The organism is Rhodococcus sp. 27YEA15 (assembly GCF_049739425.1).
GTDB lineage: Bacteria > Actinomycetota > Actinomycetes > Mycobacteriales > Mycobacteriaceae > Rhodococcus_F.
In genome coordinates this window covers 630,173-652,416 of record NZ_JBMHHW010000001.1, presented here as the reverse complement: position 1 = coordinate 652,416, position 22,244 = coordinate 630,173, and the positions used below count along the sequence as shown (strand labels likewise).

Sequence of the window (22,244 nt, the reverse complement as noted above, 5' to 3'; positions counted from 1 at the left end):
ACGATGGCGAAGAACTCCGAGCATGACGACGTGGAACCGAGTCTGGTTCGACCGTATGCGCTCACCGAGGGTCGGACGTTGCCGTCCATCGATCTTCCGATGGAAGCGATCATCGCCACGATCGAGGACGCCCCCGCTCCTCGCCTCGCACCGGAGGACACCCGTTCCGGGATCATCGCACTGTGTGAGCGCCGGATCTCGATCGCAGAAATCGCTGCGCACATGGCGGTTCCCATCGGAGTCGTACGAGTCCTGGTCGCGGATCTCGTGGTCGCCGGCACTCTCGAAATACACGCCACCCTGCGAAGCGACGCAACTCGGGTCGAGCGACGCGAACTGATCGAAAGGACCCTCAGTGGACTTCGGGAACTCTGACGCCTCTACCCGCGTCAAATCGACAAAGATCGTGATTGCCGGAGGTTTCGGCGTCGGCAAGACCACCCTGGTGGGTACGGTCTCCGAAATCGTGCCGCTTCGAACCGAAGCGATGGTGACCGACGCCAGTGACGGCATCGACAATCTGGGATCGACCCCCAGCAAAGACACGACGACTGTCGCGATGGACTTCGGGCGGATCACCCTTGCCGACGACTTGGTGCTGTATTTGTTCGGAACGCCGGGGCAGCGCCGATTCTGGTTCATGTGGGACGACCTCATCACCGGAGCAATAGGTGCTGTCATCCTGGTGGACACCCGTCGACTCGAGGACAGCTTCGCCGCCGTGGACTTCTTCGAGGCGCGCGGGTTGCCGTTCATCGTTGCCGTCAACCGTTTCGACAACGCCCCTACTCACTCCGCCAGCGATCTTCGGCAGGCGCTCGCCCTGCCGAATCGAGTTCCGCTCATCGAGATCGACGCGCGAAATCGCGAATCGGCCAAACAGGCGCTGATCACGATCACCGAGTACTCGCTGGAACAACTCGCCGCCGAAGTAACCCTCTGAATTTTCTTCATCTGCACGCGCGTACGCGCCGAAAGGACTTGGCATGTCGGACGAAATGAACCACTTCTCGATGGGGATCTGGTTGCTCGGACTTGCTTTCGTGGTGTCCGTCGTCGGGTCGGTGGTCGGACTGGCCTGCACCAGGCACTCGGCGTTCGCCACCACCAGCGCTGCGCGCATGCGATGGCTGTTCATGGCTGCACTCTCCATCGGTGGTGTCGCGATCTGGCTCATGCACTTCATCGCCATGCTCGGTTTCGCGGTACCCGGTAGCCCCATCCGCTACAACGTCATGTGGACCGTCGTCTCCGCCGTCATCTCGGTGGCCGCCGTGTTCGTCGGCTTGCTGATCATCGGTACCCGATTCCAGTGGACACGCGTCCTCGCCGGCGGCCTGATCACCGGTCTCGCGGTCAACGTCATGCATTACACCGGTATGCGTGCACTGCGATTCCAAGGCGAGATCCACTACGACATGCTCTACGTCGTCTTGTCGGTCGTGATCGCCGTCGTGGCCGGTACCGCGGCACTCTGGTTCACGCTGGTTCTCGAGTCGACTCTGCTGCGATTTGTCGGCGCCATCATCATGGGTGTCGCAGTGGTCGGCATGCACTACACCGGCATGGCCGCCGTCTCGGTCGTTCACGATGCCGGTGCGCCCGCACCAGAAGGCCTCGAGGTGTTCTCGTTCCTGTTCCCCGTCTTCGTTCTGGGTCTGCTGGCGCTCGTCGTCCCGATCGTCGCCGTGTTGACCGCCCCAGACCGGACCACCGGTGTCCGGATGGAGAGTGCACCGGAAGGTCGTCCCGTCGAGACTCGCGACCTCGCGCCGTCGATCTGAGACCAGCGTTCCTCCCGTGTAGCCGAGGCTGCGCGCCGCCACTTCCGTACCGACACCCATTTCTATACCGGTATAGTATGACCGGTACGGGTGTTGGTTACGTGAAAAGGACGCTGGATGATCGAGATATTGAATCCCACTGAACTGGATAGAGCGAGAGAGACAGGCGCCCTGGTCGCGCACATCCTGCACACACTGAGGAACCGCACGGCAGTCGGAACCAATCTTCTCGACATCGATCGCTGGGCGAAGGCGATGATCATCGAGGCCGGAGCCGAGTCCTGCTATGTCGACTACGCCCCGTCCTTCGGGCGCGGACCATTCGGCCACTACATCTGCACCGGCGTCAACGATGCCGTGCTCCACGGACTTCCACACGACTATGTCCTTGCCGACGGGGATCTCTTGACACTCGATCTCGCCGTCGTCAAGAACGGAATCGCCTCCGACTCCGCAATCAGCTTTCTCGTCGGCGAGTCGAGACCTGCTGCAAGCGTCAAGATGATCGAGACAACCGAGCGTGCTTTGAACGCCGGGATCGCGGCCGCCCGTCCCGGAGCCCGCATCGGTGACATCTCGTACGCCATCGGCTCGGTCCTGCATGACGCCGGTTACCCGGTCAACACCGAGTTCGGCGGACACGGCATCGGATCGACCATGCACCAGGACCCACACATCTCGAACGCCGGACGGCGCGGTCGTGGATACAAGCTACGCCCAGGCCTGCTGCTGGCGCTGGAACCGTGGATCATGGCCGATACCGACGAACTTGTCACCGATCCCGACGGGTGGACGCTTCGAAGCGCGACCGGCTGCCGGACGGCGCACAGTGAACACACGATCGCCATCACCGACGACGGAGCCGAGATTCTCACCTCGCCGCGCCAGCCGTAGCCTGAAGCGTCCGCGGGCGCCGACACCCACGGAATCGACTACATGGGCGTAGGTTCGTCGACATGAGCGACGAGCAGGCGGGGGCGGAAGCAACATCCGGACTACTGGTGGTGTTCGCCGGATTGCCGGCTACCGGAAAGTCCACGGTCTCTCAAGCTTTTGCCCGACACGTCCGCGCGCCGTATCTACGTCTCGACAGTATCGAGCAGTCGCTCGTCCGGGCGGGCCTGACCGACTCGAGCGGAGCAGCCGGATACGTCGTCGCTCATGCGCTGGCTCTCGATCATCTACTCCTGGGGCTCACCGCCGTCGTCGACTGCGTCAATCCACTGGAGCTGACCCGTTCCGCCTGGCATGAGACAGCCAGTCGTGCTTCGGTTCCCGTCGTCGACATCGAAATCGTATGTTCGGACATCGAGCAACATCGGTACCGGGCCGAGCATCGCGTCGTGACCGTGCCCGAACTCATTGCGCCGACGTGGCAAGAAATCGTCGACCGCGATTACGCAGCCTGGACGACACCACGTCTGGTGATCGACACGGCCGCGGTCGGCCCCGACCTCGCCGTGGAACGCATTCTCGAGTACACGAAGTCCATGACAACCACCGCACCTCGGTAAATCCCGGGAGATCGCATCACCGGTCGCGAGCAACCACTGCTTGGAGGAACCCGAACCCGATCGCCGGAGTTACTGCTGGGGACCCCCGTGCAGTCTCTCGTAGGCCGCTTTCTCGGCGTTGTGCCGTGACGCCTTCTTCGGGTTCTCGAGATCAGGCGGTAATCCGTGGCGCTCGAGACGGCGAGACCTGTTCTGCGACATGTAGGCAACGGAGTAGAACAAGGCCAGGAGAACACCGAGCAGCACCATCGACGCCCGTAGCGCCAAGGGGCCGGGGAACAACATGAAAGCCGCGAACACGGGAACGAACGGCACCATGGACCTGAAAAGGTGCCTCGGCACGGCGCGGTCGCCGATCAGGTCGTTGCGAACCCAGTCCTGCATCGAGTCCGGCAGCTTACCGCCGATCGAATATGCCACCCATTGAGCAGGATTGGGCCTCGCGGCTTTCTTCGAGGTGGTCACGGCTTTCCCCCGTCTCTCGTGTGTCGACATCGTCATTGCATTTCTCCGTCAATCCAAGGCTCCGGCACCGAGTGCCGCGTCGTTCACCCTCGTGAGCACGGAGTGAAGTTCTTCGAGCTCCGCGAGACTCACTCCGAGTTTCGCTACCACCGCAGGCGGTATCTTCTCCGCTTGTTCACGCAGCGCGGTTCCCGCGTCCGTCAGATCGACCTCGAGTTGACGTTCGTCCGAGCGACTGCGAGTTCGAGTGATCAGCCCGGCGGCCTCGAGACGCTTGAGCAGGGGTGAGAGGGTTGGCGAATCGAGCTGCAACGCCTGGCCGATCTCCTTGACTGCCATCGGCGCTTTCCCCCACAGCGCCAGCATCACGAGGTACTGCGGATGAGTGAGCCCCATCGGTTCCAGCAACGGGCGATACACCGAGAGCACCGCGCGGTTCGCCACGGCAAGGGCGAAACATACCTGCCGGTCGAGAGCCAGCGGGTCATCCATCGGCGTCCGGGCCGGCGTGGTGGTCATGTCCTCCACCGTACCAGATTGATTAGTGCGATAACTATTATTGCACTAATCATTTGGCGGACTCGATCACACCACTGTGGCGCTCATCTCGGAATAGCGGGCGCTCGACTCCGGTTGGTTTCATCCGTGACTCTTTCCGACACGACGAACCCCTCCGAGGCTCCCGCGTTGCGCGGCCTGTTCGAACCGTTCGAGGTCAAATCGCTCTCGCTACGCAACCGCTTCGCGATGGCGCCCATGACCCGCGGATTCTCCCCGGAGGGAATCCCTGGACCGGATGTGGCCGAGTACTACCGTCGGCGCGCGGCGGGCGGTGTCGGTCTCATCGTCACCGAGGGGACGTACATCCCCGACCCGGCTGCCGGACCGCAGACTCGGGTACCCCGAATCTACGGTGACGAAAGTTTGAGCGGCTGGAAGGCCGTGGTGGACGCAGTCCACGCCGAAGGCGGATCTATCATTCCGCAGCTCTGGCACCTCGGCGTAGAGCGCGGCAACTCCCCTCGATTGAACCCCGACGTGCAGACCGTGAGCCCGTCCGGACTCGCCCTCGACGGAACTCCACTCGGTCGTGAGTTCACCACGGCAGACCTCGACGTGCTTCGGCAGGCATGGGTGGACGCGGCGATCAATGCCAAGAACACCGGCTTCGACGGACTCGAACTGCACGGCGCACACGGCTACCTTCTCGACGAATTCCTGTGGGCCCGGACCAACGTCCGCACCGACGGCTACGGCGGTTCCCTCGAAGCCCGCACTCGATTCCCCGCCGAAGTTGTCGCTGCCATTCGCGCCGCCGTCGGCGAGGATTTCGCCATCGTCTACCGCTTCTCGCAGTGGAAGTCCGGAAACTACGACGCCAAGATCGCGCAGGGTCCGCAGGAACTCGAGCGCATACTCACACCACTCGTCGACGCCGGGGTGGACGTGCTGCACGCGTCGACGCGCCGGCACTGGGAGCCGGCTTTCGCCGATCTCGAGGGCGAGGACGGCACCCGCGGCCTGGCCGGGTGGACCAAGAAGGTGACCGGCGTACCGACCATCACCGTCGGATCGGTGGGACTCGACACCGAGTTCACGACGGCATTCTCCGGTGACCCGGATGCTGCCGTCACCGGGCTGGACAAACTCGAAGCACAGTACGAGGACGGAGAATTCGATCTCGTGGCAATCGGCCGTGCACTCCTCGCCGATCCGCAATGGGTGGAGAAGGTTCGCACTGGGCGTACGGACGAACACGTCGCCTTCACCGCCGAGCACCGAATCAACCTGACCTGACCGAAATTCCACCGACGAACGGCGCTCCTGCGGTATTGCGGGAGCGCCGTTTTCCGTCTCGGCGACGCCGGTCGAGTCCGCAGCCGCTCAGCCGCCGGTCCGATCACGAGTTTCGGTAACCGGAGTCGTTCACTCTGCGACGGCGGCGGACCGCTACGGCCGATAGAACAGTCGCCACCGGGCCGGCCGGCGTAGTCGCGGAGCATCGCTCCAACATGTCCTGTTTCGACCGTGCGGCCCATCCGCGGCACGTGACACCCGATTTCGATCACCGGAAGTAGAGCGGCTCCACATCGAGATCGTGGGTGACCGCATCGATCCGGGGATCCGCAACCAGAAGGTCGATCGCTTCGGTGGGGCCCGCGATGATCGCGAAATGCGGATCGACGTCGTGGGTGTAACACCATGCGTGATCTGCCGGCCAGATGAACGCCGGGTCGGGGACCGCGCTCACGCCCCGGGGGTCGAACCGGGCTCCGTCTACCAGATCTCCGGAACAGGTTGGTGCACCACGGAACAGCCAGTAGCTGCGATTCGGGATGGTCACCATCGGAATACCGTCGTCGACGACGCTCATCCCCCAACCGTCCCAGAAGCAGAAATAGCAGTCGTCCGGCGTGGTGGTGAAGGCGGACAGAGTTTCCAGAACGACGGTGATCTGTTCGGATTCTCCGGGGCCGCCGTCCGGGTAGTGCGCAGCGCTTTCGCGCTGACCGTCGAACGCGGGGTCCGGCAAGAACCGGAGCCGTGCGCAGGACGGAAATCCGATGGGCCCCTTGACCGCTAGGTGATGCCATGGGACGGGCTGCCGAATCAGCCAGTTCGCGGCTGCCACATCGGTACACACGGTCAGGCCCATTCCCCCATTCTTCACCACACCGCACCGACTGCTGACGCCCGGGCCGTGCCGGCGTATCGGAATCGAGCTGAGCCGGGGCGAGATTCTCCGATCGAAGTGGCGCCGGCCACTCCGGGCCCCACCGGCTTGACCTTGCCCCCGGGGCAGAGTTCGACGATGGACCACATCGCGAGATCGACACGTAAGGATGTGAAACCTTGAGAAGATCACGAAAGCTGCTTGTTTGCGCAGCCGTTGCTTCCGTACTCGCCGCTGGAGCCCTCACGGCGTGCTCGGACACCGATGCGGTGACAACGGCCGAGTCCTCGGATACCACTGCATCCGCCAGTGCCACTGCATCGCCCTCTGCTGCAATGGATCTGAGTTCCTACCAGAACCAAAGCCTTGCGTGGACGTCGTGCGACGAGGATACGGCGGCCGGACCGGACAGCGAATGCGCCCTGGTCACAGTTCCATTGGACTACAGCGATCCGTCGGGCGAGACGATTCAAGTCGCGATCTCCCGTTTGGCATCCACCGACCCCGCCGAGCGTCGCGGGATACTGCTGACCAATCCGGGCGGTCCGGGTGGACGCGGGCTTGGCCTCCCGGCCATTCTCCGCGAAGGAATGACACCGGACGTCGCAGCGACGTACGACGTGATCGGCATGGATACCCGGGGGCTCGGCAAGAGCACTCCGCTCGATTGCGGCTTGACCCAGATGACCTGGATGCGCGCCCCCGGCACCACCGAGCAGGGTTGGAACGAAAGTGTGGATCTCGCTCGCGAGGCAGCGGACAAGTGTTGGGACAAGTACCCGAACTATCTGCCACACATCAACACCCAGAACATCGCCCGCGATCTGGACGTGATTCGCGCAGCTCTGGGCCAGGACAAGGCGTCGTACTTCGGCTGGTCCTACGGCACCTTCCTCGGTGCCACCTACACCCAGATGTTCCCCGACAAGATCGATCGCGTCGTTCTCGACAGCGCGCCCGATCCGGCAAAGTACGGCTATCAGATGTTCCAGGACATGGGCCCGGCGAACGAGAAGGCGATCGACGACTTCTCCAGATGGGCAGCCCAACGCGACGCGACGTACGCACTCGGGTCGACTCCCGCGCAGGTCCGCGCGATGATCGAGAAGCTTGTTTCCGATGCCGCGTCGGCGCCGATTCAGGTCGGCGAGTACCAGGTGGACGACCATGTTCTTCCGTTCCTGATGTACTTCAACGCAACCACCGACTCCGAGAAGGACAGTGCGGCGTTCGCGCAGACCCTGACGCAGTTGCGCGATGTGGCGAACGGGAAGAGCGTCGAGACGATTCACCCCAAACTGGCCGGTCTACTGAATGCGTGGTTCCACACCGAGATCAGGACCGGCGCGGACTACGCCGGCACCATTGCGATCGTGTGCGGTGACGTGTCCATGTCGAATGATCCGCAGTGGTACCGCGACAGGTTCGAGGAGCATCGAGAAGATCAGCCGATTTTCGCCGGCATTCACAACACGATCCTGCCGTGCGCGTTCTGGCGAGCTGAGCCGCCTGCTCGGATCACCGTCGACAACGATGTTCCGGCACTGCACATCCAGGCAACCGGTGACACGCGAACCACGTACGAGGAGGGCATCGGCATGCACGAGGCGATGCGCGGCTCACGTCTGGTCACTGTTCCTGGCCGAACCCACGCGGTGTTCCCCGACTACGAGAACTCGTGTGCCAACGCCGCTGTCAACAGTTATCTCCTCGACGGCACACTGCCCGAGACCGATATCGAGTGCTCCTAGCAACATCTACCCGGCCGACTCCGGGTCGGCCGGGTATCGGTAGGACTGACTGTGGATGTGAATGTCGCCGGGCAGACTGTGGATGTGAACATCACGGTGACGGAGTGCGGAGGCGGGCGCTCATGCTGAAGATCGGCGAATTGGCGGAGCTTGCCGGCACCACGGTCAAATCCGTTCGGTACTACCATTCGTGTGGCCTACTCGACGAGCCCGAACGCCAGCACAACGGCTATCGCGTGTATCGCGTCCAGGATCTGGTGCGGTTGAGCCGGATCAGACGGATGCGCGCTCTGGGGCTACCGGTCGCGCGGATCCGTGATCTTCTGGGCGGTCGCCCCGCCGATGTCCACGACGCTCTCGACGCTCTCGACGACGAACTGTCGGACCAGATGAAGGTGATCGAGTCCCGACGCGCGACGATAGCATCGCTTCGCCATTCACTGGATCCGGAACTCCCCGACCAGTTCGCCGAGGTCATTGCCGAGTACGAGGCCGCAGGAGCGCCGGAGAACATGATGAGCCAGGAGCGGGAGCGATTGATTCTCGCGCTGACGGTCGCCGACGACACCGAGTACGTGCTGTCTTATTTCCTGGGTATACACCGACGGGTGCTCGCCGATGACAACCGGACCCGCGGGATCGGCCTCATCACTCGGATCGCGACGCTGGACGATCAGGAGCCGGACGTGAACGTCGTCGAGGCGCTCGCCGAAGATTTCTGTGATTTCCTGAAAGTTGTGCTGCCCGAGCAGGTCGACGCGGATACGTCTCCGCTCGTGGAGCGGGCCGGCAGACTGCTCGCGCTCCTGGAGGAACACCAGAGCGAGCATCGTTCGCCGGGGCAGGAGACGTTCGCCCGGGCCGTCGCCGCCCGTCTCGCATCCTTCGGACCATCGACGGACGAGATCGACTCGCCGCTGTCGAAGGCCGAACAGCGGCCGGCGGCGGGTCTCGGAAGTCGAAACCGGCCGCCGGCCGCGCCATCGTGACCAGCGATTCGTACGAGGTGCTAGCCGCCGAAGACCGACGGATCGGGTCCGATCCGACCGTCCGTGTCGTCGAGTGCGCCGATGGCATTGATCTCGTCCGGGGTGAGCTCGAATCCGAAAATGTCGAAGTTCGCCGCAATACGCTCCGGGGTGACCGACTTGGGGATGACGACGTTGCCGATCTGCAGGTGCCAGCGCAGGACAACCTGAGCGTCGGTGACGCCGTGGGCGTCGGCAATAGCGGTGATGACGGGATCGCCCAACACAGCGCCCTGCCCGAGCGGGCTCCACGCCTCGGTGGCGATGCCCTTCTCCGTGTGGAAGGCCCGTAGTTCGGTCTGAGTGAAACGGGGGTGCAGCTCGATCTGGTTCAGTGCCGGTACCTCGCCTGTCTCGTCGATGACACGCTGGAGGTGATCGATCGTGAAGTTGGAGACGCCGATGGAGCGCACCCGGCCGTCTGCCTTGAGCTTCTGGAAGGCCTTGAAGGTGTCGACATACAGGTCCTGGGACGGGACGGGCCAGTGGATCAGGTACAGGTCCAGGTAATCCAAGCCGAGCTTGTCGAGGCTCGCGTCGAAAGCGGCCAGCGTCGAATCGTATCCCTGCTCGGCGTTCCACAGCTTGGTGGTGATGTAGAGGTCTTCGCGCGCGATCCCGGACTCGGCGACGGCGCGACCGACACCCACCTCGTTGCCGTAGATCTTGGCGGTGTCGATGCTGCGGTATCCGGCCTTCAGTGCGGACGACACCGCAGCCTGGGTCTCGTCGTCCGGTACCTGGAAGACTCCGAACCCGAGCGCGGGAATCGCCTTGCCGTCGTTGAGAACAATCGTCGGTACAGAAGTCACGTCGTTACTTTCGGTCATGTTTCGGGCCAACACGGTCGGAAACCCAGGCATTCCCGAGTATCTGGACCGAAGGCATTGCAGAAGTCATCGAAACACAATCCCACCTGGCGAAACAGGGTTATTCGTCCCGTTGAGAATAAGTGTGTGAGCGGTGGCATACCGGACTCCGATCAGCTGGGATACTGGTGTGGTGACTGCAACACTGCGCATCAGCGGACTCTCGGCTTCCCGGGGCGAACGAACCCTGTTCGCCGATCTCGATCTCACCGTGGCGCCCGGCGACGTCATCGGCCTCGTGGGGGCCAACGGGGCAGGCAAGTCGACGCTGTTGACCACACTGGCCGGTATCGGTAGCGCCGACATCGAGGGGTCGATCACTCTGAGCCCGCCCGATGCCGCCGTGGGATATCTCGCGCAGGAACCGGATCGTCTCGCCGGCGAGACCGTGATCGAGTTCCTGGGCCGACGTACCGGCGTCACGCCGGCCGAGGAAATCATGAACACGGCTGCCGAAACGCTGGCCGATTCCGACGAGGACCTCTACTCCCCGGCACTGGAACGGTGGCTCACTCTCGGCGGCGCCGACCTGTTCGAGCGGGCCGAGAAAGTGGCAGCCGAGCTGGGCCTCGGAGTCCCCCTCGACGCACACATGAGCGGGCTCTCCGGCGGCCAGGCCGCGCGCGCCGGACTGGCGTCGCTCCTTCTCTCGCGCTACGACATCCTGCTCCTCGACGAACCCACCAACGATCTGGACCTGCGTGGTCTCGAACAACTCGAACGCTTCGTCGCCGAGACCCGCGCCGCACTCGTCGTGGTGAGTCACGACCGCGAGTTCCTCTCCCGAACCGTCACCGGAATCGTGGAACTCGATCTGGCACAACAGAACATCGCCGTGTACGACGGCGGCTACGAATCGTATCTGGCCGAACGTGAAGTCGCCCGCCGGCATGCGCGCGAAGCCTTCGAAGAATACGCGGGCACCCGCTCCGATCTCGAGGATCGCGCGCAGATGCAACGCAACTGGATGGAACACGGCGTCCGGAACGCACGCCGAAAAGCGAAGGACAACGACAAGATCGGGCGCGGCCTTCGTACCGAATCGACCGAGAAACAGGCGGCGAAGGCGCGGCAGACGCAGCGCCGCATCGAACGCCTCGAGGTGGTGGAGGAGCCGCGCAAGGAATGGGATCTCCGCATGGAGATCGCGTCCGCCCCGCGCTCGGGCGCGGTGGTGGCAACCACCAACGGTGTGATCGTCAACCGTGGCGATTTCGTGTTCGGTCCGGTGACCACCCAAATCGACTGGGGCGATCGCATTCTGGTGACCGGCGCCAACGGGGCAGGCAAGTCCACGCTACTTGCAGTTCTACTCGGCAAACTGCGCCCCGACGAAGGTGTTGCGTCCTTGGGTTCGGGCGTGGCGATCGGCGAGATCGATCAGGCCCGAGATCTGTTCGCGGGCGATCAGCCGGTGGTCGAAGCCTTCGGCGCGCAGGTTCCGGACTGGCTCGACGCCGACGTTCGTACTCTGCTGGCCAAGTTCGGGCTACGCGGTCACCATGTCCTGCGATCTGCCGAATCTCTGTCACCTGGCGAAAGAACCAGGGCGGCATTGGCTTTATTGCAGGCTCGCGGCGTCAACCTCCTCGTGCTGGACGAGCCCACCAACCATCTCGATCTTCCGGCGATCGAACAACTCGAGCAGGCGATGGAATCCTTCGAGGGAACACTCCTACTGGTCACTCATGATCGCCGTATGCTCAGTTCCACTCGCAGCACCCGACGTTGGCGTATGGACGGCGGAAAACTTTACGAGGAGTGAATCGCTCGCCGGAGTTCACGGCCGAGAACGATTCGGCTGAGCGTGTTCGGCCGGCGTCGACGTCGAGAGCTCGCAGGCTTTGTCGAACAACGGTTCTCGCGCTCGGATCAGACCATCGCTCGGTACTGCAACGCTCGAATCACGAACGGCCACAACATTCGAACGAGCCTTCCCGGAGGCCGCGGTTCCCAGTGGCGGTCACTCTCGGCAGTTGGAGGATGTCGGTGCCGAGATCGACTGGAAATGCCCGACGGTACGCTGCCGACTCTCGGCAGGTAACTATTCGTCAATTCGATTCTCGTGGGAGCGGACAAAAGTCGATCGAATTTTAGTGCGAATCGACCGAGATGCGCGTCACGACGTCGGTCAAGATCTAACCGTCATCACTCGAACGCGCCCTCACGTTTTTCCTCGGGCCCCGGCGCCATCACGGAGGCACCATGAACCATCGCTCCTATCCGACACTTGCAGCAGCCGTTGGGCTCGCTCTCGTGTTGTCCGCCTGCGGCTCTGGAGGCACGTCCTCAGGCTCCGGCGGCGGTGACCCCCTCGTCGACGGAACCTTCCGGCTCTCCCTGGAGGCTGATCCGGGCGCACTCAACCCGATCATGTCGGCGTCCTCGGCCACCGGTGAGATTTCGCGACTGGCGTACGACGCCCTGGTTTACCAGGATCCCGAGACCAGTGAAGTAAGACCGTGGTTGGCCGAAAAGTGGGAAGAAACCCCGACATCGGCATCCTTCACCATTCGCGAAGGTGTGATCTGTACCGACGGATCGACCTTGACCGCTCAGACCGTCGCGGACAACATCAACTTCGTCGCCGATCCCGAGAACGGTTCACGGCTGCGCGGCTCGGTCGTCCCGACCGGCGCAACGGCAACAGTCGACCCCTCGACACGTACCGTCACGGTGACCACCGCGGCCCCCAGCCCGTTTCTGCTCCTCAACGTCGGTCGTCTCCTGATCCTGTGTGACGCCGGACTGAAGGATCCGACGGCGTCGAGCAAGACCTCACTCGGTACCGGCATGTTCGAAGTCACCGAAATCGCCGCAGGAAACTACTACACGTTCGAACGTCGTGCCGGCTACAACTGGGGGCCGGACGGCACCACCTCCGACACACCAGGTGTCCCCAAGACCGTCATCGCCTCAGTGGCACCGAACGTCAGCACAGCAGCAAACCAGCTTCTGTCGGGTGAACTCAACGCAGCACCGATCGACGGGCCGGACAAGGACCGGATCGAGGCCGCAAATCTCACATCGATCAAACGACCGATGTCGGCCGGTCAGATGTACTTCAATCAGATTGACAGCAACCCGACCAGCGATCCCGCCGTCCGCAAGGCATTGCTCCAAGCGGTCGATCTCGATGACCTGGCCCAGGTCGTCACCGCCGGAAACGGGGTGCGGGCAACCAGCCTCGTCACCGTCGAACCGCGCGCCTGCGTCTACGACTCGGTCACCGACAATCTTCCCGAGTTCGATCCGAGTGCGGCCAAGGCAACCCTGGACGCCGCCGGGTGGACCGCCGACGCAAACGGCAAGCGAAGCAAGGACGGAAAGCCCCTGAACCTGCGCCTCGTCTACGAAGGTGTCGACGATCCGCGCAATGCGGCAGCTGAACTGGCACAGTCGGCGTGGACCCAACTCGGCGCACACGTCGAGGTGACCGGTGGCGACGAGAACAGGATCATCGACATCATCCTCAGCGGTAAGGACAACTCTGCGTGGGACATCGCCTGGATTCAGATCAATTCTTCGCTCCCGAGCACCTTCACCGGGTACTTCAGCGGACCGGTTCCCGCTACCGGTAAGAACTTCTCCTCGATCGACAACCCCGCCTACGACGCGGCCGTGGCAAAGGCGTCCGGTTTGACCGGCGAAGCAGCCTGCGACGCCTGGGCGGACGCAGAATCGGAGATCGTCAGATCGGCTTCCGGTGTGACGTTCGCCGATGCGATCACGCACCTGTACTTCAACAAGGCCGGGATCTCGTTCGGCAAGACACTCAACGGTTCTGCATTGCGGCTCTACCAGTAGTCGAACTGTGGCTCAATTCATCTGCAGTGGAAGTTTTTCGCTTCGACTGCCGAATTGATCCAGTGACGTCACTCTGACGCGGCACCCGTCTCCAGATTCCGAAGGTGTTCGAAATCTGCTGATTTCGAACACCTTCGGAATCGCCGATGGTGCGCGTCAGAGTGACGTCACGTGCACACCGGGTCGACGATCCGCCCACGGCAGTGCCTGCTCGAGCTGCGATGCCAGGCGCAGCAGCAGCGACTCCGAGCACATCGGTCCCGCGAACTGCAGCCCGATCGGCAGGCCCCGCGACGACTGGGCCAGCGGCAAACTGATCGCCGGAGTACCGGTGGCATTGAACAACGGGGTGAACGAGCAGGTGTCGAAGATCTGCTTGGTCCACTCTTCGGCGGTCAACTCCGCGTCGGCGTTCAACTGCCCCAGCGGAACCGACGGCGAGTTGCTGGTCGGGGTCAGTAGAACGTCGTACTCGGTGAAGAAGCGCCCGACCTCGCGGGAAACCGTGTTGATGATCGCGTTCGCCATACCCAACTGCACCGCGGTAACCCGACGGCCGTACTGGACGCACTCCCACGTGGTTCGTTCGAGGTTGTCCGGACCGGCGACGATTCCGGTCATCGCCTCGATGCCGGCAACCGACTCGGCCAGGAACGCCGACCAGATCACGACGTGTGCATCGAGCAGTTGCTGCCAGTCGAAGATCGGAGTCGCGCGGTCTACTCGGTGGCCTGCCGCTTCGAGGGTGGACGCCACCGAATCGACGGCTGCGGCCACCTCGGGGTCGACGTACGTGTCCGCCCAGGACTCGGCGTGGACGGCGATGCGCAAGCTGCCGGGATCGGCATTGACTTCCTCGGCCCACGGACGACTGGGTGGGGCGATGACGAAGCGGTCACCGGGGTAGCTGACAGCCACGTCGTCGAGCAATGCCGCAGTGTCACGAACAGACCGTGTCACCGCGAATTCGATGGCGAATCCGCTCAGCGCGTCACCCATGTCGGGGCCCATCGGGATTCGGCCGCGGCTGGGCTTGAGGCCGACCAGCCCGTTGCAGCCCGCCGGAATCCGGACCGAACCGCCGCCGTCGTTCGCGTGCGCGATCGGGATTGCACCTGACGCGACGAGCGCCGCCGATCCACCACTCGACCCGCCTGCGCTGTAGTCGAGATTCCACGGGTTCCGCGTCGACCCGTAGGTGACGGCCTCGGTATTGGCATTGAAACCGAATTCCGGCGTCGTCGTCACCGCGAGCGTCGCAAGTCCGGCTGCCCGGAAACGTTCCATCAGATGAGTATCGGCAGGCGGACGGATTCCGTCACCGAGCATGCGGGTACCCATCCTCGTCGGCACACCCGCCGCGTGACAGACCAGATCCTTGATCGCGAACGGCACCCCGGCGAACCGTCCGTCCGGTGCGTACTCGAGGGGTCGGTCGAACGGTCCCGTCGCCACGGCATTGATCTTGTCGTCAACTGCGGTGATCGCCTTCGTGGCTATTGCCGCAATCTCGTCGGCGGTCACCTCGCCCGAGGCGATCACCTCGGCCATGCCGGTCGCGTCGAGGGCTGCGTACTCGTCGATGTTCATCGATGATTCTCCTCCATGTCGTGGTGGGACCACCCCACTCGGAATGGCTCGACGCCGATGGTGCCCGGTTGTGTCATGGACCACATCGGCCGAACGGCCGATGTGGTGGGTAGACTTCGGCCGATCCGGGAGGTGAGATGGCGAACAGCATCCAGTGGTGGACTCGCTTCGCCGCCGAAGTGCGCGCGGCCGGCCACGGTGACGCACCCGTCGAGGTTCCCATCCGCACCGCTCGTGACGGGTTGGGCTTCGACTGCGCCGTGCTGGTCGGGAACGGCCTCGGCAGCAGCGGCGGCGGCCAGCCGATTCTTGTCAACCTCGACTATCCCCATGATGTCGTCGAGTTCATCGCAACAACGTACGCACGCAGCTGTCCCGGACACGACTACATCCTCAAACACTCGGTAGCCATGCGATTCATCGACCTTCCGTTCGATGTTCAGTCGACACGGACCTTCCGAGAGGCATTGCAGCCAAACGGCTTCCACGAGGGATTGACGCTGCCGCTGCTCGGCAGTGGCCATGGTGTGGTGCGCCCCGGCTTTGTCGCGATGAGCTCGACGCATGCTCGCCCACTCGACGACGACGCCCGCCTGGCACTGACATTGTTGTCGAACGAACTGTCCGGGCTCGTCGATCCGGGTGCCGAGGCCGAGGACACCGCCGCCGAGTTCGTCGCGTCGATAGCCGACGATACCGTCGACGTTCGAGCCGGAACGATGGACGGCGCCGTTCTCTCCGTTTCGGATCTGCGCCGACTGGCCCGCCTCACGGCTGCCGACGGAGCCGGGCGCACCGTGTTACGTCAGCGCGGTACCGACGGTCGGTGGTGGCGGGTGAGTGTCGCCGAGAGGTCCGGCGCAGCGCTGATCCGAATCAGCCGGGCTGACATGTTCGGCGGCCTCACCGCCCGTGAGCTGGACGTCGTCGGCCTGGTGGCCAGGGGGTGGTCCAACGAGCAGATATCGGAAGCCTTGGGCATTTCGGTACGCACGGCGCGCAGCCACGTCGAATCCGCACTGGCCAAGGTCGGGGCACCCAATCGCACCGCTCTTGCCCGGGTCGCTTTCGAACACGACCTGGACAGTCTCGACGCTCTTCGGTGTTCGGTGGAGCCTTCCTGATCCCTCGGCCCGTCGTCACCGAAGTACCTGCTCGACCACCTCAGTGCGGGGCCAGCGCCGCAAGAACGGAATCCACAGACTGTTCGGCCAGCACGTTGTCGATGGGCAGGTGGCCGAACAACGCCCGATAGTAGACCGGCGCGGCCAGGGCGTCGAGAACGAATTCCAGATCGAAATCGACGCGAATCTCACCGCGTCGACGCGCAGATTCCAGCACGGCCGCGGTGGAGTCGCGTCGAGGTTGAAAGAACACGGCGTGGAACTTCTTCGCCAGTTCCGGATCGGCCGCCAGATCAGCGACCATCGCAGGCAAGATCCTGCCCACGGTCGTCTCCCCCAGTCCCACAACCAGAGTCGTGATACCGGCGATCAGGTCGGCTCGCAGGTCACCGGTATCGGGCGTGGGACTGGCTCCCACATTCGCCACGACCACATCGACGACCAGGTGACGTTTCGACGGCCACCGCCGGTAGATCGCAGGACGGTGTACGCCTGCCCTGGCCGCCACCGCCCCGATGGACAATTCTGCATAGCCGTTCTCGCCCAACAGCTCCAGTGTTGCGACGAGGACGGCGTCGTCGATTTTCTCGTCGCGAGCCCGCGCCATCTACAGCACCGATCTCGGCATGAGCACCAGCCGCCAACCGTCCGGATCTTCGAATGTCATTCCTGCATTCTCCGCCCAGTAGGGATTCTCGGATTCGACGGGTTGGTGTCCGGCCTCGCCGAGCCGCTGGACCACCTCGTACATGGCCGCCTCACCGGCGAAGTAGAGCACGAGCAAATTGTCTTCAGTGGGTGCAGGACAAGGACTTCCGCCCTCATAGGTGGTGAATTCGAGGTGGTACGAAGCATCGGGGAGCCCGAGCATGATTCCGTCGTACCCGGCGTGGCCGGTGAAACGGTACAGCTCGGGAAGCCCGAGGCAGTCGCGGTAGAAGGCGATCACGTCGTCGAGTCGATCGGTGGGGCGGGCTACGCGCACTTGCGCTACCGTCAGATTGTTCGGCCAAGTAGTCATACCAAAACGATACAGTACGTACCGTAACAATGACTGCGATTCGCTCGCGTTGACAAATCGTTGGGTTTTTACAACACTTTGACGCATGAGCCCAGTCCGGCGGGGAGTTGCGCTCCCCATCTTCAATCGCATCGGCGTGCTACGTGCCGAGCGCAAGCTGACTCGGGCCGACCTGGCAGCACTCGTCGACGTCAACCCGCAAACCGTGGGCGCACTCGAACGCGGCGATCACTATCCGAGCTTGGACCTCGCGTTCCGCATCTGCGAGGTGTTCGACCTCCCGGTGGAAGCCGTGTTCTCCCGACGGGAATTCGGCCCACTGTCCACCGAGATCTATCGGTCGACTCGAGTCTCCGAAAGGAGTGAAACACCCAGTGCCTGAATCGAATGTGCTCACGCGCTACCAAGATTACCGAACTCGCCGGTTCCTCAAGGGTGAGGCTGACACTCGACACATGTTGCCTCGTTGGCGCACTCGGCATCGGCGGCGCATTCTGGTCGTCACACTCGGCGTCCTCTTCACGGCAATGGTCGTCGCGTCGACAGCCTGCCTGTTCTTTCCGATGGCCGCGCTTGCCTGGCCGGTCATCTCCTTCATGTTTCTTCCGGTGTGGACGTCGTTGCAACTTGTCTCCGGAAGGCAGGGTGACGCACCGAAAGATGCCCTCGACGAGTGGGAGATACAGCAGCGCAACGAGGCCAGATCCATCGGCTTGACGGTCACCCAGACACTGGTCCTGATCGTGGCGTTGTTCCTGATCTTCGCATCCGTGCTCCACTGGAATATCGAAAGGCTGGGCTACGCCGGCGGAGTTCTTGCACTGAGCGCCATGTTGATCGGCGCATGCACCCCGGCGATGATCCTCGGTTGGACCAGACCCGACATCGATCCGAGCGATATCGAACCGTCCGAAAACTGACCACCCACACCGACCGTGCTCTACTCGACCGACGGGAACGAACCATGTCCGCAACCCTCACGATCGACGGCATCTCCAAACGCTACGGCGACGTGGTAGCCCTGGACGATCTAAGCTTCGAAGTACGCCCTGGCGAGATCTTCGGATTCGTCGGCAGCAACGGCGCCGGCAAGACCACCACGATGCGCATCATCTTGGGTGTGCTCGCCTCCGACGGTGGTGAGGTCCGCCTGGACGGTAAACCTGTCGACCTCGACGTCAGGCGCACCATCGGGTACATGCCGGAAGAACGCGGCCTGTACCCGAAGATGAAAGTCGGTGCGCAACTTGCGTACCTCGCCGAACTACACGGCCTGTCGAAGTCTGCGGCCCAGGCCGCCGCTGCCCGATGGACGGAACGTCTGGGCATCGACAGCCGGGCGAAAGACACCGTCGACTCGCTCTCGCTCGGCAACCAGCAGCGAGTGCAACTCGCCGCGGCACTCGTCCACGATCCGGCGGTTCTCGTTCTCGACGAACCGTTTTCCGGACTCGACCCGGTCGCCGTCGACGTCATGAGTGACGTTCTGGTCGAAAAGGCCAGAACCGGCGTGCCGGTGATTTTCTCGAGTCATCAGCTGGATCTGGTCCAACGTCTGTGCGATCGGGTCGGCATCATCAGTCGCGGAAGCATGCGGGAAATCGGCACCGTCGACGAACTGCGAGGCAAGGGCGACGGCCGAATCGAAGTATTCGCACCGGGCGCTCCGGTGGGGTGGGCGCATCACCTCGTCGGCGTCACCACTCTGAGCCACCTCGAGGGCCGGACACTGCTCGGCGTCGACGACTCGGCCGACGACCAACAGATCCTGCACGCAGCTCTCGCCACCGGGCCGGTACACGAATTCACCGTCCATCGACCGACCTTGACCGATCTGTTCCGAGAGGTGGTGTCCGCATGAATACCGGACTGAAAGGCACGCGCGCAATAGCGTTGGTCGCCAGACGCGAATTCGTCACCCAGGTAGCCAAGAAGAGTTTCGTGATCAGCAACATCATCATTCTGATCGCGATCATCGGCGGTATCGTCGCGATCTCCCTGTTCACCGGTGGCGACGAGGACAAAACCACGATCGGCCTGACCGGCGATCAATCCCTCGTACCATCGCTGACCGCCACTGCCGACGCGTTGGGGCTGCCGGTGGACATCCGCGAGATCAGCGACGAGCAGACCGGCCGCAACGACGTTGCGGACGGCCGCCTCGACCTCGCGATAGTCGACGGTGTCAACGGGAGCGTCACTGCCGTCTCCGACAAGGAAATCCCCTCGCAGCTACGGGCCGTCGTCGACAGCGCCGTCGCCCAGCGCGCCCAGGCCAATGCCCTGGCCGCAGCGGGCGTAGATGCAGCCCAGCTCGCCGCCGCCACAGCGGGTGCCGAAGTCACCGTCGACACCATCACTGCGCCGGACCCAGAGCAGGGGCAACGTATCGCCATGTCGGTTGCCGCCGTCGTGCTGCTCTACATGCAGATACTGCTCTTCGGAACGTATGTCGCCATGGGCGTCGTCGAGGAGAAGTCCAGTCGCGTCGTCGAGCTTCTGCTCTCCACCCTCAGACCACTTCAGTTGTTGTGGGGCAAGGTGATCGGAATCGGGACGGTCGGACTGGCACAGTTGGCGGTGTACGCTACCGCAGGCATCGTCACCGGGTTGGCCACCGGAGTTCTCACGGTTACCGGTACGGCCGTGGGCGTTCTCTTCGGCACGATCGGCTGGTTCGTTCTGGGATTCGCGTTCTTCGCCGTGCTCTACGCCGCGGCTGGTTCCATGGTGTCGAGACAGGAGGACGTCAACGCGACCGCGATGCCGCTGATCGTCCTGGTGATCGCGATGGTCGGCGTGGCGATGTCGTCCGTCGGCAATCCCGACGGCACGTTGAGCAACGTCTTCAGTTGGATACCGCCGTTCTCGGCTGTTCTGATGCCGCTGCGCATCGCGGCCGGTGTCGCGTCGCCGGTACAGGTGGTCGCAACCATCGTGCTGATGCTCGTCGTCACCGGCATCCTGTCGATGATCGCGGCAAAGATCTACCAGCGTTCCATCCTTCGCATCGGCAAGGTCGTGTCCTGGAAGGAAGCCTTCGGCCGCTGACGACGTCGTCTGCACCAGCGGTACCGCGTCCAGGTAGGTTCATCTGAACGCGGTACCGCTGAATGTGGAGGGTGTAGTGCGAATCTCGGCTGAAGAACTACTGATCCAAGTCCTCGACCCCGAGAGCTTCCAGTCCTGGGACCAGGCGCCGATCGACGTCGATCCCGGCCCGAAGTATGCGGCCGATCTCGAACGTGCGCGAGCCAAGAGCGGAGTGGACGAGTCCGTCGTCACCGGCGTCGGCACGGTCCGAGGCAGACGCGTTGCCGTCATCGCCTGCGAATTCGCCTTTCTCGCCGGTTCGATCGGAGTTGCAGCGGCCGAGCGCATCGTCTCTGCCGTCGAACGCGCCACCGCCGAAAATCTCCCCCTGCTCGCCTCCCCCACATCCGGCGGAACCCGCATGCAGGAAGGGACCATTGCCTTTGTCCAGATGGTCAAGATCGCCGCAGCGGTCGCCGTGCACAAGGCTGCTCATCTTCCGTATCTGGTGTATCTACGCGATCCCACCACCGGTGGGGTGTTCGCGTCGTGGGGATCGTTGGGGCACATCACGGTAGCCGAACCGGGCGCTCTGATCGGGTTTCTCGGTCCCCGCGTCTACGAATCGCTGTACGGCACCAAGTTTCCCGAGGGCGTCCAGACGTCGGAGAATCTGTATCACAACGGGGTGATCGACGCTGTCGTACCCGTGACTCGCCTGCGCCTACTCGTCGATCGAGTGCTGTGCGTGCTCACCGACCCACCAGCCCCGGAACCAGCACCCTACGATTCAGTCGTAGAGGTTCCCGACGTTCCCGCGTGGCAGTCTGTGATGCTCTCACGGCGCGCCGACCGGCCCGGCATTCGGCAACTTCTCGAATACGCCGCCACGAAACAGGTGCCGCTGAGCGGCACCGGTCAAGGCGAGACGGACAACACTATCCTGTTGTCGCTGGCACGTTTCCGCGGCTTCCCCTGTGTACTGTTGGGGCAGGACCGCAGCGGCCAATCGGCCGAGAACACGATGGGGCCGGCCGCATTGCGGGAGGCGCGCCGCGGTATGAGACTCGCCGAAGAACTCCACCTCCCGTTGGTGTTGGTGATCGATACCCTGGGGGCGTCGCTGTCCAAGGAAGCCGAAGAACGCGGCCTAGCGCCCGAAATCGCGCGCTGTATCGCCGATCTGGTGATGCTGAAAACTCCGACCATCTCCGTCATCCTCGGACAGGGCACCGGCGGCGGTGCACTCGCCCTGCTCCCCGCCGACCGGGTGCTGTCCGCCCAGAACGGTTGGTTGGCGCCGCTACCTCCCGAAGGCGCCAGCGCCATCGTCCACCGCGACGTCACCCACGCACCGGAAATGGCTGCAGCTCAAGGTATCCGTTCCTCCGACCTGCTACGAGACGGCGTGATCGACGTGATCATTCCCGAACATCCGGACGCGGCCGACGAGCCGGTCGAGTTCTCCGAACGCGTCGGCGCAGCGCTCGCCCACGAACTCGCCTCTCTGACCGTACTGTCCGACTCCGACCGCCAGGCCGCTCGCATGGCGCGTTACCGCAACCTCGGGACGATACCGTGAGA

23 protein-coding genes are annotated in these 22,244 nt (G+C 63.4%); 16 read left to right on the top strand and 7 right to left on the bottom strand.

Going from position 1 to position 22,244, the window contains the following annotated elements:
• Window positions 1-3: 3 nt before the first annotated feature.
• The 5 genes from ABH922_RS03055 (at window position 4) to ABH922_RS03035 (ending at window position 3,298) form a co-directional block, all read left to right on the top strand.
• Entirely contained in the window at window positions 4-375 is a 372-nt protein-coding gene (locus tag ABH922_RS03055) for a DUF742 domain-containing protein (protein ID WP_424805526.1), read from the top strand.
• The gene (locus ABH922_RS03050) at window positions 356-943 is read left to right on the top strand and encodes a GTP-binding protein (protein WP_424805525.1); all 588 of its coding nucleotides are present in this window, start codon (window positions 356-358) and stop codon (window positions 941-943) included. The genes ABH922_RS03055 and ABH922_RS03050 overlap by 20 nt, the downstream gene beginning before the upstream one ends.
• Before the next feature lie 43 nt (window positions 944-986).
• Window positions 987-1,784, top strand: a complete 798-nt coding sequence (locus ABH922_RS03045; protein ID WP_424805524.1) for an MHYT domain-containing protein — start codon at window positions 987-989, stop codon at window positions 1,782-1,784.
• A gap of 117 nt (window positions 1,785-1,901) precedes the next feature.
• Window positions 1,902-2,678 (top strand): type I methionyl aminopeptidase, encoded by a 777-nt coding sequence (gene map, locus ABH922_RS03040; RefSeq protein ID WP_424805523.1) that lies wholly within the window; start codon window positions 1,902-1,904, stop codon window positions 2,676-2,678.
• Between the two features lie 62 nt (window positions 2,679-2,740).
• Complete coding sequence (locus ABH922_RS03035) at window positions 2,741-3,298, top strand: AAA family ATPase (protein ID WP_424805522.1); 558 nt, start codon at window positions 2,741-2,743, stop codon at window positions 3,296-3,298.
• 69 nt (window positions 3,299-3,367) lie between these two features.
• Here ABH922_RS03035 and ABH922_RS03030 read toward each other — a convergent pair whose 3' ends face one another.
• Entirely contained in the window at window positions 3,368-3,799 is a 432-nt protein-coding gene (locus ABH922_RS03030) for a DUF5313 family protein (protein WP_424805521.1), read from the bottom strand.
• Window positions 3,800-3,811: 12 nt separating this feature from the next.
• Window positions 3,812-4,282 carry a MarR family winged helix-turn-helix transcriptional regulator gene (locus ABH922_RS03025; RefSeq protein ID WP_424805520.1) on the bottom strand — a complete coding sequence of 157 codons (471 nt, stop codon included), beginning with the start codon at window positions 4,280-4,282 and terminating at the stop codon, window positions 3,812-3,814.
• Between the two features lie 126 nt (window positions 4,283-4,408).
• Here ABH922_RS03025 and ABH922_RS03020 point away from each other — a divergent pair, with 126 nt between their 5' ends.
• The gene (locus ABH922_RS03020; RefSeq protein WP_424805519.1) at window positions 4,409-5,560 is read left to right on the top strand and encodes an NADH:flavin oxidoreductase; all 1,152 of its coding nucleotides are present in this window, start codon (window positions 4,409-4,411) and stop codon (window positions 5,558-5,560) included.
• A gap of 268 nt (window positions 5,561-5,828) precedes the next feature.
• On the opposite strand, the gene ABH922_RS03015 is transcribed toward ABH922_RS03020, so the two are convergent.
• Window positions 5,829-6,419 (bottom strand): hypothetical protein, encoded by a 591-nt coding sequence (locus tag ABH922_RS03015; RefSeq protein WP_424805518.1) that lies wholly within the window; start codon window positions 6,417-6,419, stop codon window positions 5,829-5,831.
• Window positions 6,420-6,616: 197 nt separating this feature from the next.
• On the opposite strand from ABH922_RS03015, the gene ABH922_RS03010 reads away from it, so the two are divergent.
• Together ABH922_RS03010 and ABH922_RS03005 are read left to right on the top strand one after the other, a co-directional pair.
• A complete protein-coding gene (locus tag ABH922_RS03010; protein ID WP_424805517.1) occupies window positions 6,617-8,188 on the top strand; it encodes an alpha/beta hydrolase in 1,572 nt (523 codons plus the stop codon).
• A gap of 122 nt (window positions 8,189-8,310) precedes the next feature.
• Complete coding sequence (locus ABH922_RS03005; protein ID WP_424805516.1) at window positions 8,311-9,177, top strand: MerR family transcriptional regulator; 867 nt, start codon at window positions 8,311-8,313, stop codon at window positions 9,175-9,177.
• Between the two features lie 20 nt (window positions 9,178-9,197).
• Here ABH922_RS03005 and ABH922_RS03000 read toward each other — a convergent pair whose 3' ends face one another.
• Window positions 9,198-10,010 carry an aldo/keto reductase gene (locus tag ABH922_RS03000; RefSeq protein WP_424809539.1) on the bottom strand — a complete coding sequence of 271 codons (813 nt, stop codon included), beginning with the start codon at window positions 10,008-10,010 and terminating at the stop codon, window positions 9,198-9,200.
• A gap of 208 nt (window positions 10,011-10,218) precedes the next feature.
• On the opposite strand from ABH922_RS03000, the gene ABH922_RS02995 reads away from it, so the two are divergent.
• Together ABH922_RS02995 and ABH922_RS02990 are read left to right on the top strand one after the other, a co-directional pair.
• Window positions 10,219-11,850 carry an ABC-F family ATP-binding cassette domain-containing protein gene (locus tag ABH922_RS02995; RefSeq protein ID WP_424805515.1) on the top strand — a complete coding sequence of 544 codons (1,632 nt, stop codon included), beginning with the start codon at window positions 10,219-10,221 and terminating at the stop codon, window positions 11,848-11,850.
• A 440-nt stretch (window positions 11,851-12,290) separates the two neighbouring features.
• A complete protein-coding gene (locus ABH922_RS02990; RefSeq protein WP_424805514.1) occupies window positions 12,291-13,892 on the top strand; it encodes an ABC transporter substrate-binding protein in 1,602 nt (533 codons plus the stop codon).
• A 156-nt stretch (window positions 13,893-14,048) separates the two neighbouring features.
• Here the strand turns inward: ABH922_RS02990 and ABH922_RS02985 are convergent, their stop codons facing one another.
• Window positions 14,049-15,482, bottom strand: a complete 1,434-nt coding sequence (locus tag ABH922_RS02985) for an amidase (protein ID WP_424805513.1) — start codon at window positions 15,480-15,482, stop codon at window positions 14,049-14,051.
• Between the two features lie 137 nt (window positions 15,483-15,619).
• On the opposite strand from ABH922_RS02985, the gene ABH922_RS02980 reads away from it, so the two are divergent.
• Window positions 15,620-16,606: a response regulator transcription factor gene (locus ABH922_RS02980; RefSeq protein WP_424805512.1), complete on the top strand. Its 987-nt coding sequence runs from the start codon at window positions 15,620-15,622 to the stop codon at window positions 16,604-16,606.
• A 40-nt stretch (window positions 16,607-16,646) separates the two neighbouring features.
• Here ABH922_RS02980 and ABH922_RS02975 read toward each other — a convergent pair whose 3' ends face one another.
• Window positions 16,647-17,213, bottom strand: a complete 567-nt coding sequence (locus ABH922_RS02975; protein ID WP_424805511.1) for a TetR/AcrR family transcriptional regulator — start codon at window positions 17,211-17,213, stop codon at window positions 16,647-16,649.
• On the bottom strand, window positions 17,214-17,627 hold the full coding sequence (locus ABH922_RS02970; RefSeq protein WP_424805510.1) for a VOC family protein: 414 nt from the start codon (window positions 17,625-17,627) through the stop codon (window positions 17,214-17,216).
• Window positions 17,628-17,712: 85 nt separating this feature from the next.
• Here ABH922_RS02970 and ABH922_RS02965 point away from each other — a divergent pair, with 85 nt between their 5' ends.
• The 5 genes from ABH922_RS02965 to ABH922_RS02945 all read left to right on the top strand — a co-directional run bounded on the left by ABH922_RS02965 (window position 17,713) and on the right by ABH922_RS02945 (window position 22,242).
• Entirely contained in the window at window positions 17,713-18,009 is a 297-nt protein-coding gene (locus ABH922_RS02965; protein ID WP_424805509.1) for a helix-turn-helix transcriptional regulator, read from the top strand.
• On the top strand, window positions 18,002-18,547 hold the full coding sequence (locus tag ABH922_RS02960) for a hypothetical protein (protein ID WP_424805508.1): 546 nt from the start codon (window positions 18,002-18,004) through the stop codon (window positions 18,545-18,547). The genes ABH922_RS02965 and ABH922_RS02960 overlap by 8 nt, the downstream gene beginning before the upstream one ends.
• Before the next feature lie 44 nt (window positions 18,548-18,591).
• The gene (locus ABH922_RS02955; RefSeq protein WP_424805507.1) at window positions 18,592-19,488 is read left to right on the top strand and encodes an ABC transporter ATP-binding protein; all 897 of its coding nucleotides are present in this window, start codon (window positions 18,592-18,594) and stop codon (window positions 19,486-19,488) included.
• On the top strand, window positions 19,485-20,678 hold the full coding sequence (locus ABH922_RS02950; RefSeq protein ID WP_424805506.1) for an ABC transporter permease: 1,194 nt from the start codon (window positions 19,485-19,487) through the stop codon (window positions 20,676-20,678). The genes ABH922_RS02955 and ABH922_RS02950 overlap by 4 nt, the downstream gene beginning before the upstream one ends.
• Before the next feature lie 76 nt (window positions 20,679-20,754).
• A complete protein-coding gene (locus ABH922_RS02945) occupies window positions 20,755-22,242 on the top strand; it encodes a carboxyl transferase domain-containing protein (RefSeq protein WP_424805505.1) in 1,488 nt (495 codons plus the stop codon).
• Window positions 22,243-22,244 lie beyond the last annotated feature (2 nt).

Coding starts and splice junctions, on each gene's coding strand:
- ABH922_RS03055 (WP_424805526.1), top strand. CDS start 4: ATGGCGAAGAACTCCGAGCATGACGACGTGGAACCGAGTCTGGTTCGA.
- ABH922_RS03045 (WP_424805524.1), top strand. CDS start 987: ATGTCGGACGAAATGAACCACTTCTCGATGGGGATCTGGTTGCTCGGA.
- map (WP_424805523.1), top strand. CDS start 1,902: ATGATCGAGATATTGAATCCCACTGAACTGGATAGAGCGAGAGAGACA.
- ABH922_RS03035 (WP_424805522.1), top strand. CDS start 2,741: ATGAGCGACGAGCAGGCGGGGGCGGAAGCAACATCCGGACTACTGGTG.
- ABH922_RS03030 (WP_424805521.1), bottom strand. CDS start 3,799: ATGACGATGTCGACACACGAGAGACGGGGGAAAGCCGTGACCACCTCG.
- ABH922_RS03025 (WP_424805520.1), bottom strand. CDS start 4,282: ATGACCACCACGCCGGCCCGGACGCCGATGGATGACCCGCTGGCTCTC.
- ABH922_RS03015 (WP_424805518.1), bottom strand. CDS start 6,419: ATGGGCCTGACCGTGTGTACCGATGTGGCAGCCGCGAACTGGCTGATT.
- ABH922_RS03005 (WP_424805516.1), top strand. CDS start 8,311: ATGCTGAAGATCGGCGAATTGGCGGAGCTTGCCGGCACCACGGTCAAA.
- ABH922_RS02990 (WP_424805514.1), top strand. CDS start 12,291: ATGAACCATCGCTCCTATCCGACACTTGCAGCAGCCGTTGGGCTCGCT.
- ABH922_RS02985 (WP_424805513.1), bottom strand. CDS start 15,482: ATGAACATCGACGAGTACGCAGCCCTCGACGCGACCGGCATGGCCGAG.
- ABH922_RS02980 (WP_424805512.1), top strand. CDS start 15,620: ATGGCGAACAGCATCCAGTGGTGGACTCGCTTCGCCGCCGAAGTGCGC.
- ABH922_RS02975 (WP_424805511.1), bottom strand. CDS start 17,213: ATGGCGCGGGCTCGCGACGAGAAAATCGACGACGCCGTCCTCGTCGCA.
- ABH922_RS02970 (WP_424805510.1), bottom strand. CDS start 17,627: ATGACTACTTGGCCGAACAATCTGACGGTAGCGCAAGTGCGCGTAGCC.
- ABH922_RS02965 (WP_424805509.1), top strand. CDS start 17,713: ATGAGCCCAGTCCGGCGGGGAGTTGCGCTCCCCATCTTCAATCGCATC.
- ABH922_RS02955 (WP_424805507.1), top strand. CDS start 18,592: ATGTCCGCAACCCTCACGATCGACGGCATCTCCAAACGCTACGGCGAC.
- ABH922_RS02950 (WP_424805506.1), top strand. CDS start 19,485: ATGAATACCGGACTGAAAGGCACGCGCGCAATAGCGTTGGTCGCCAGA.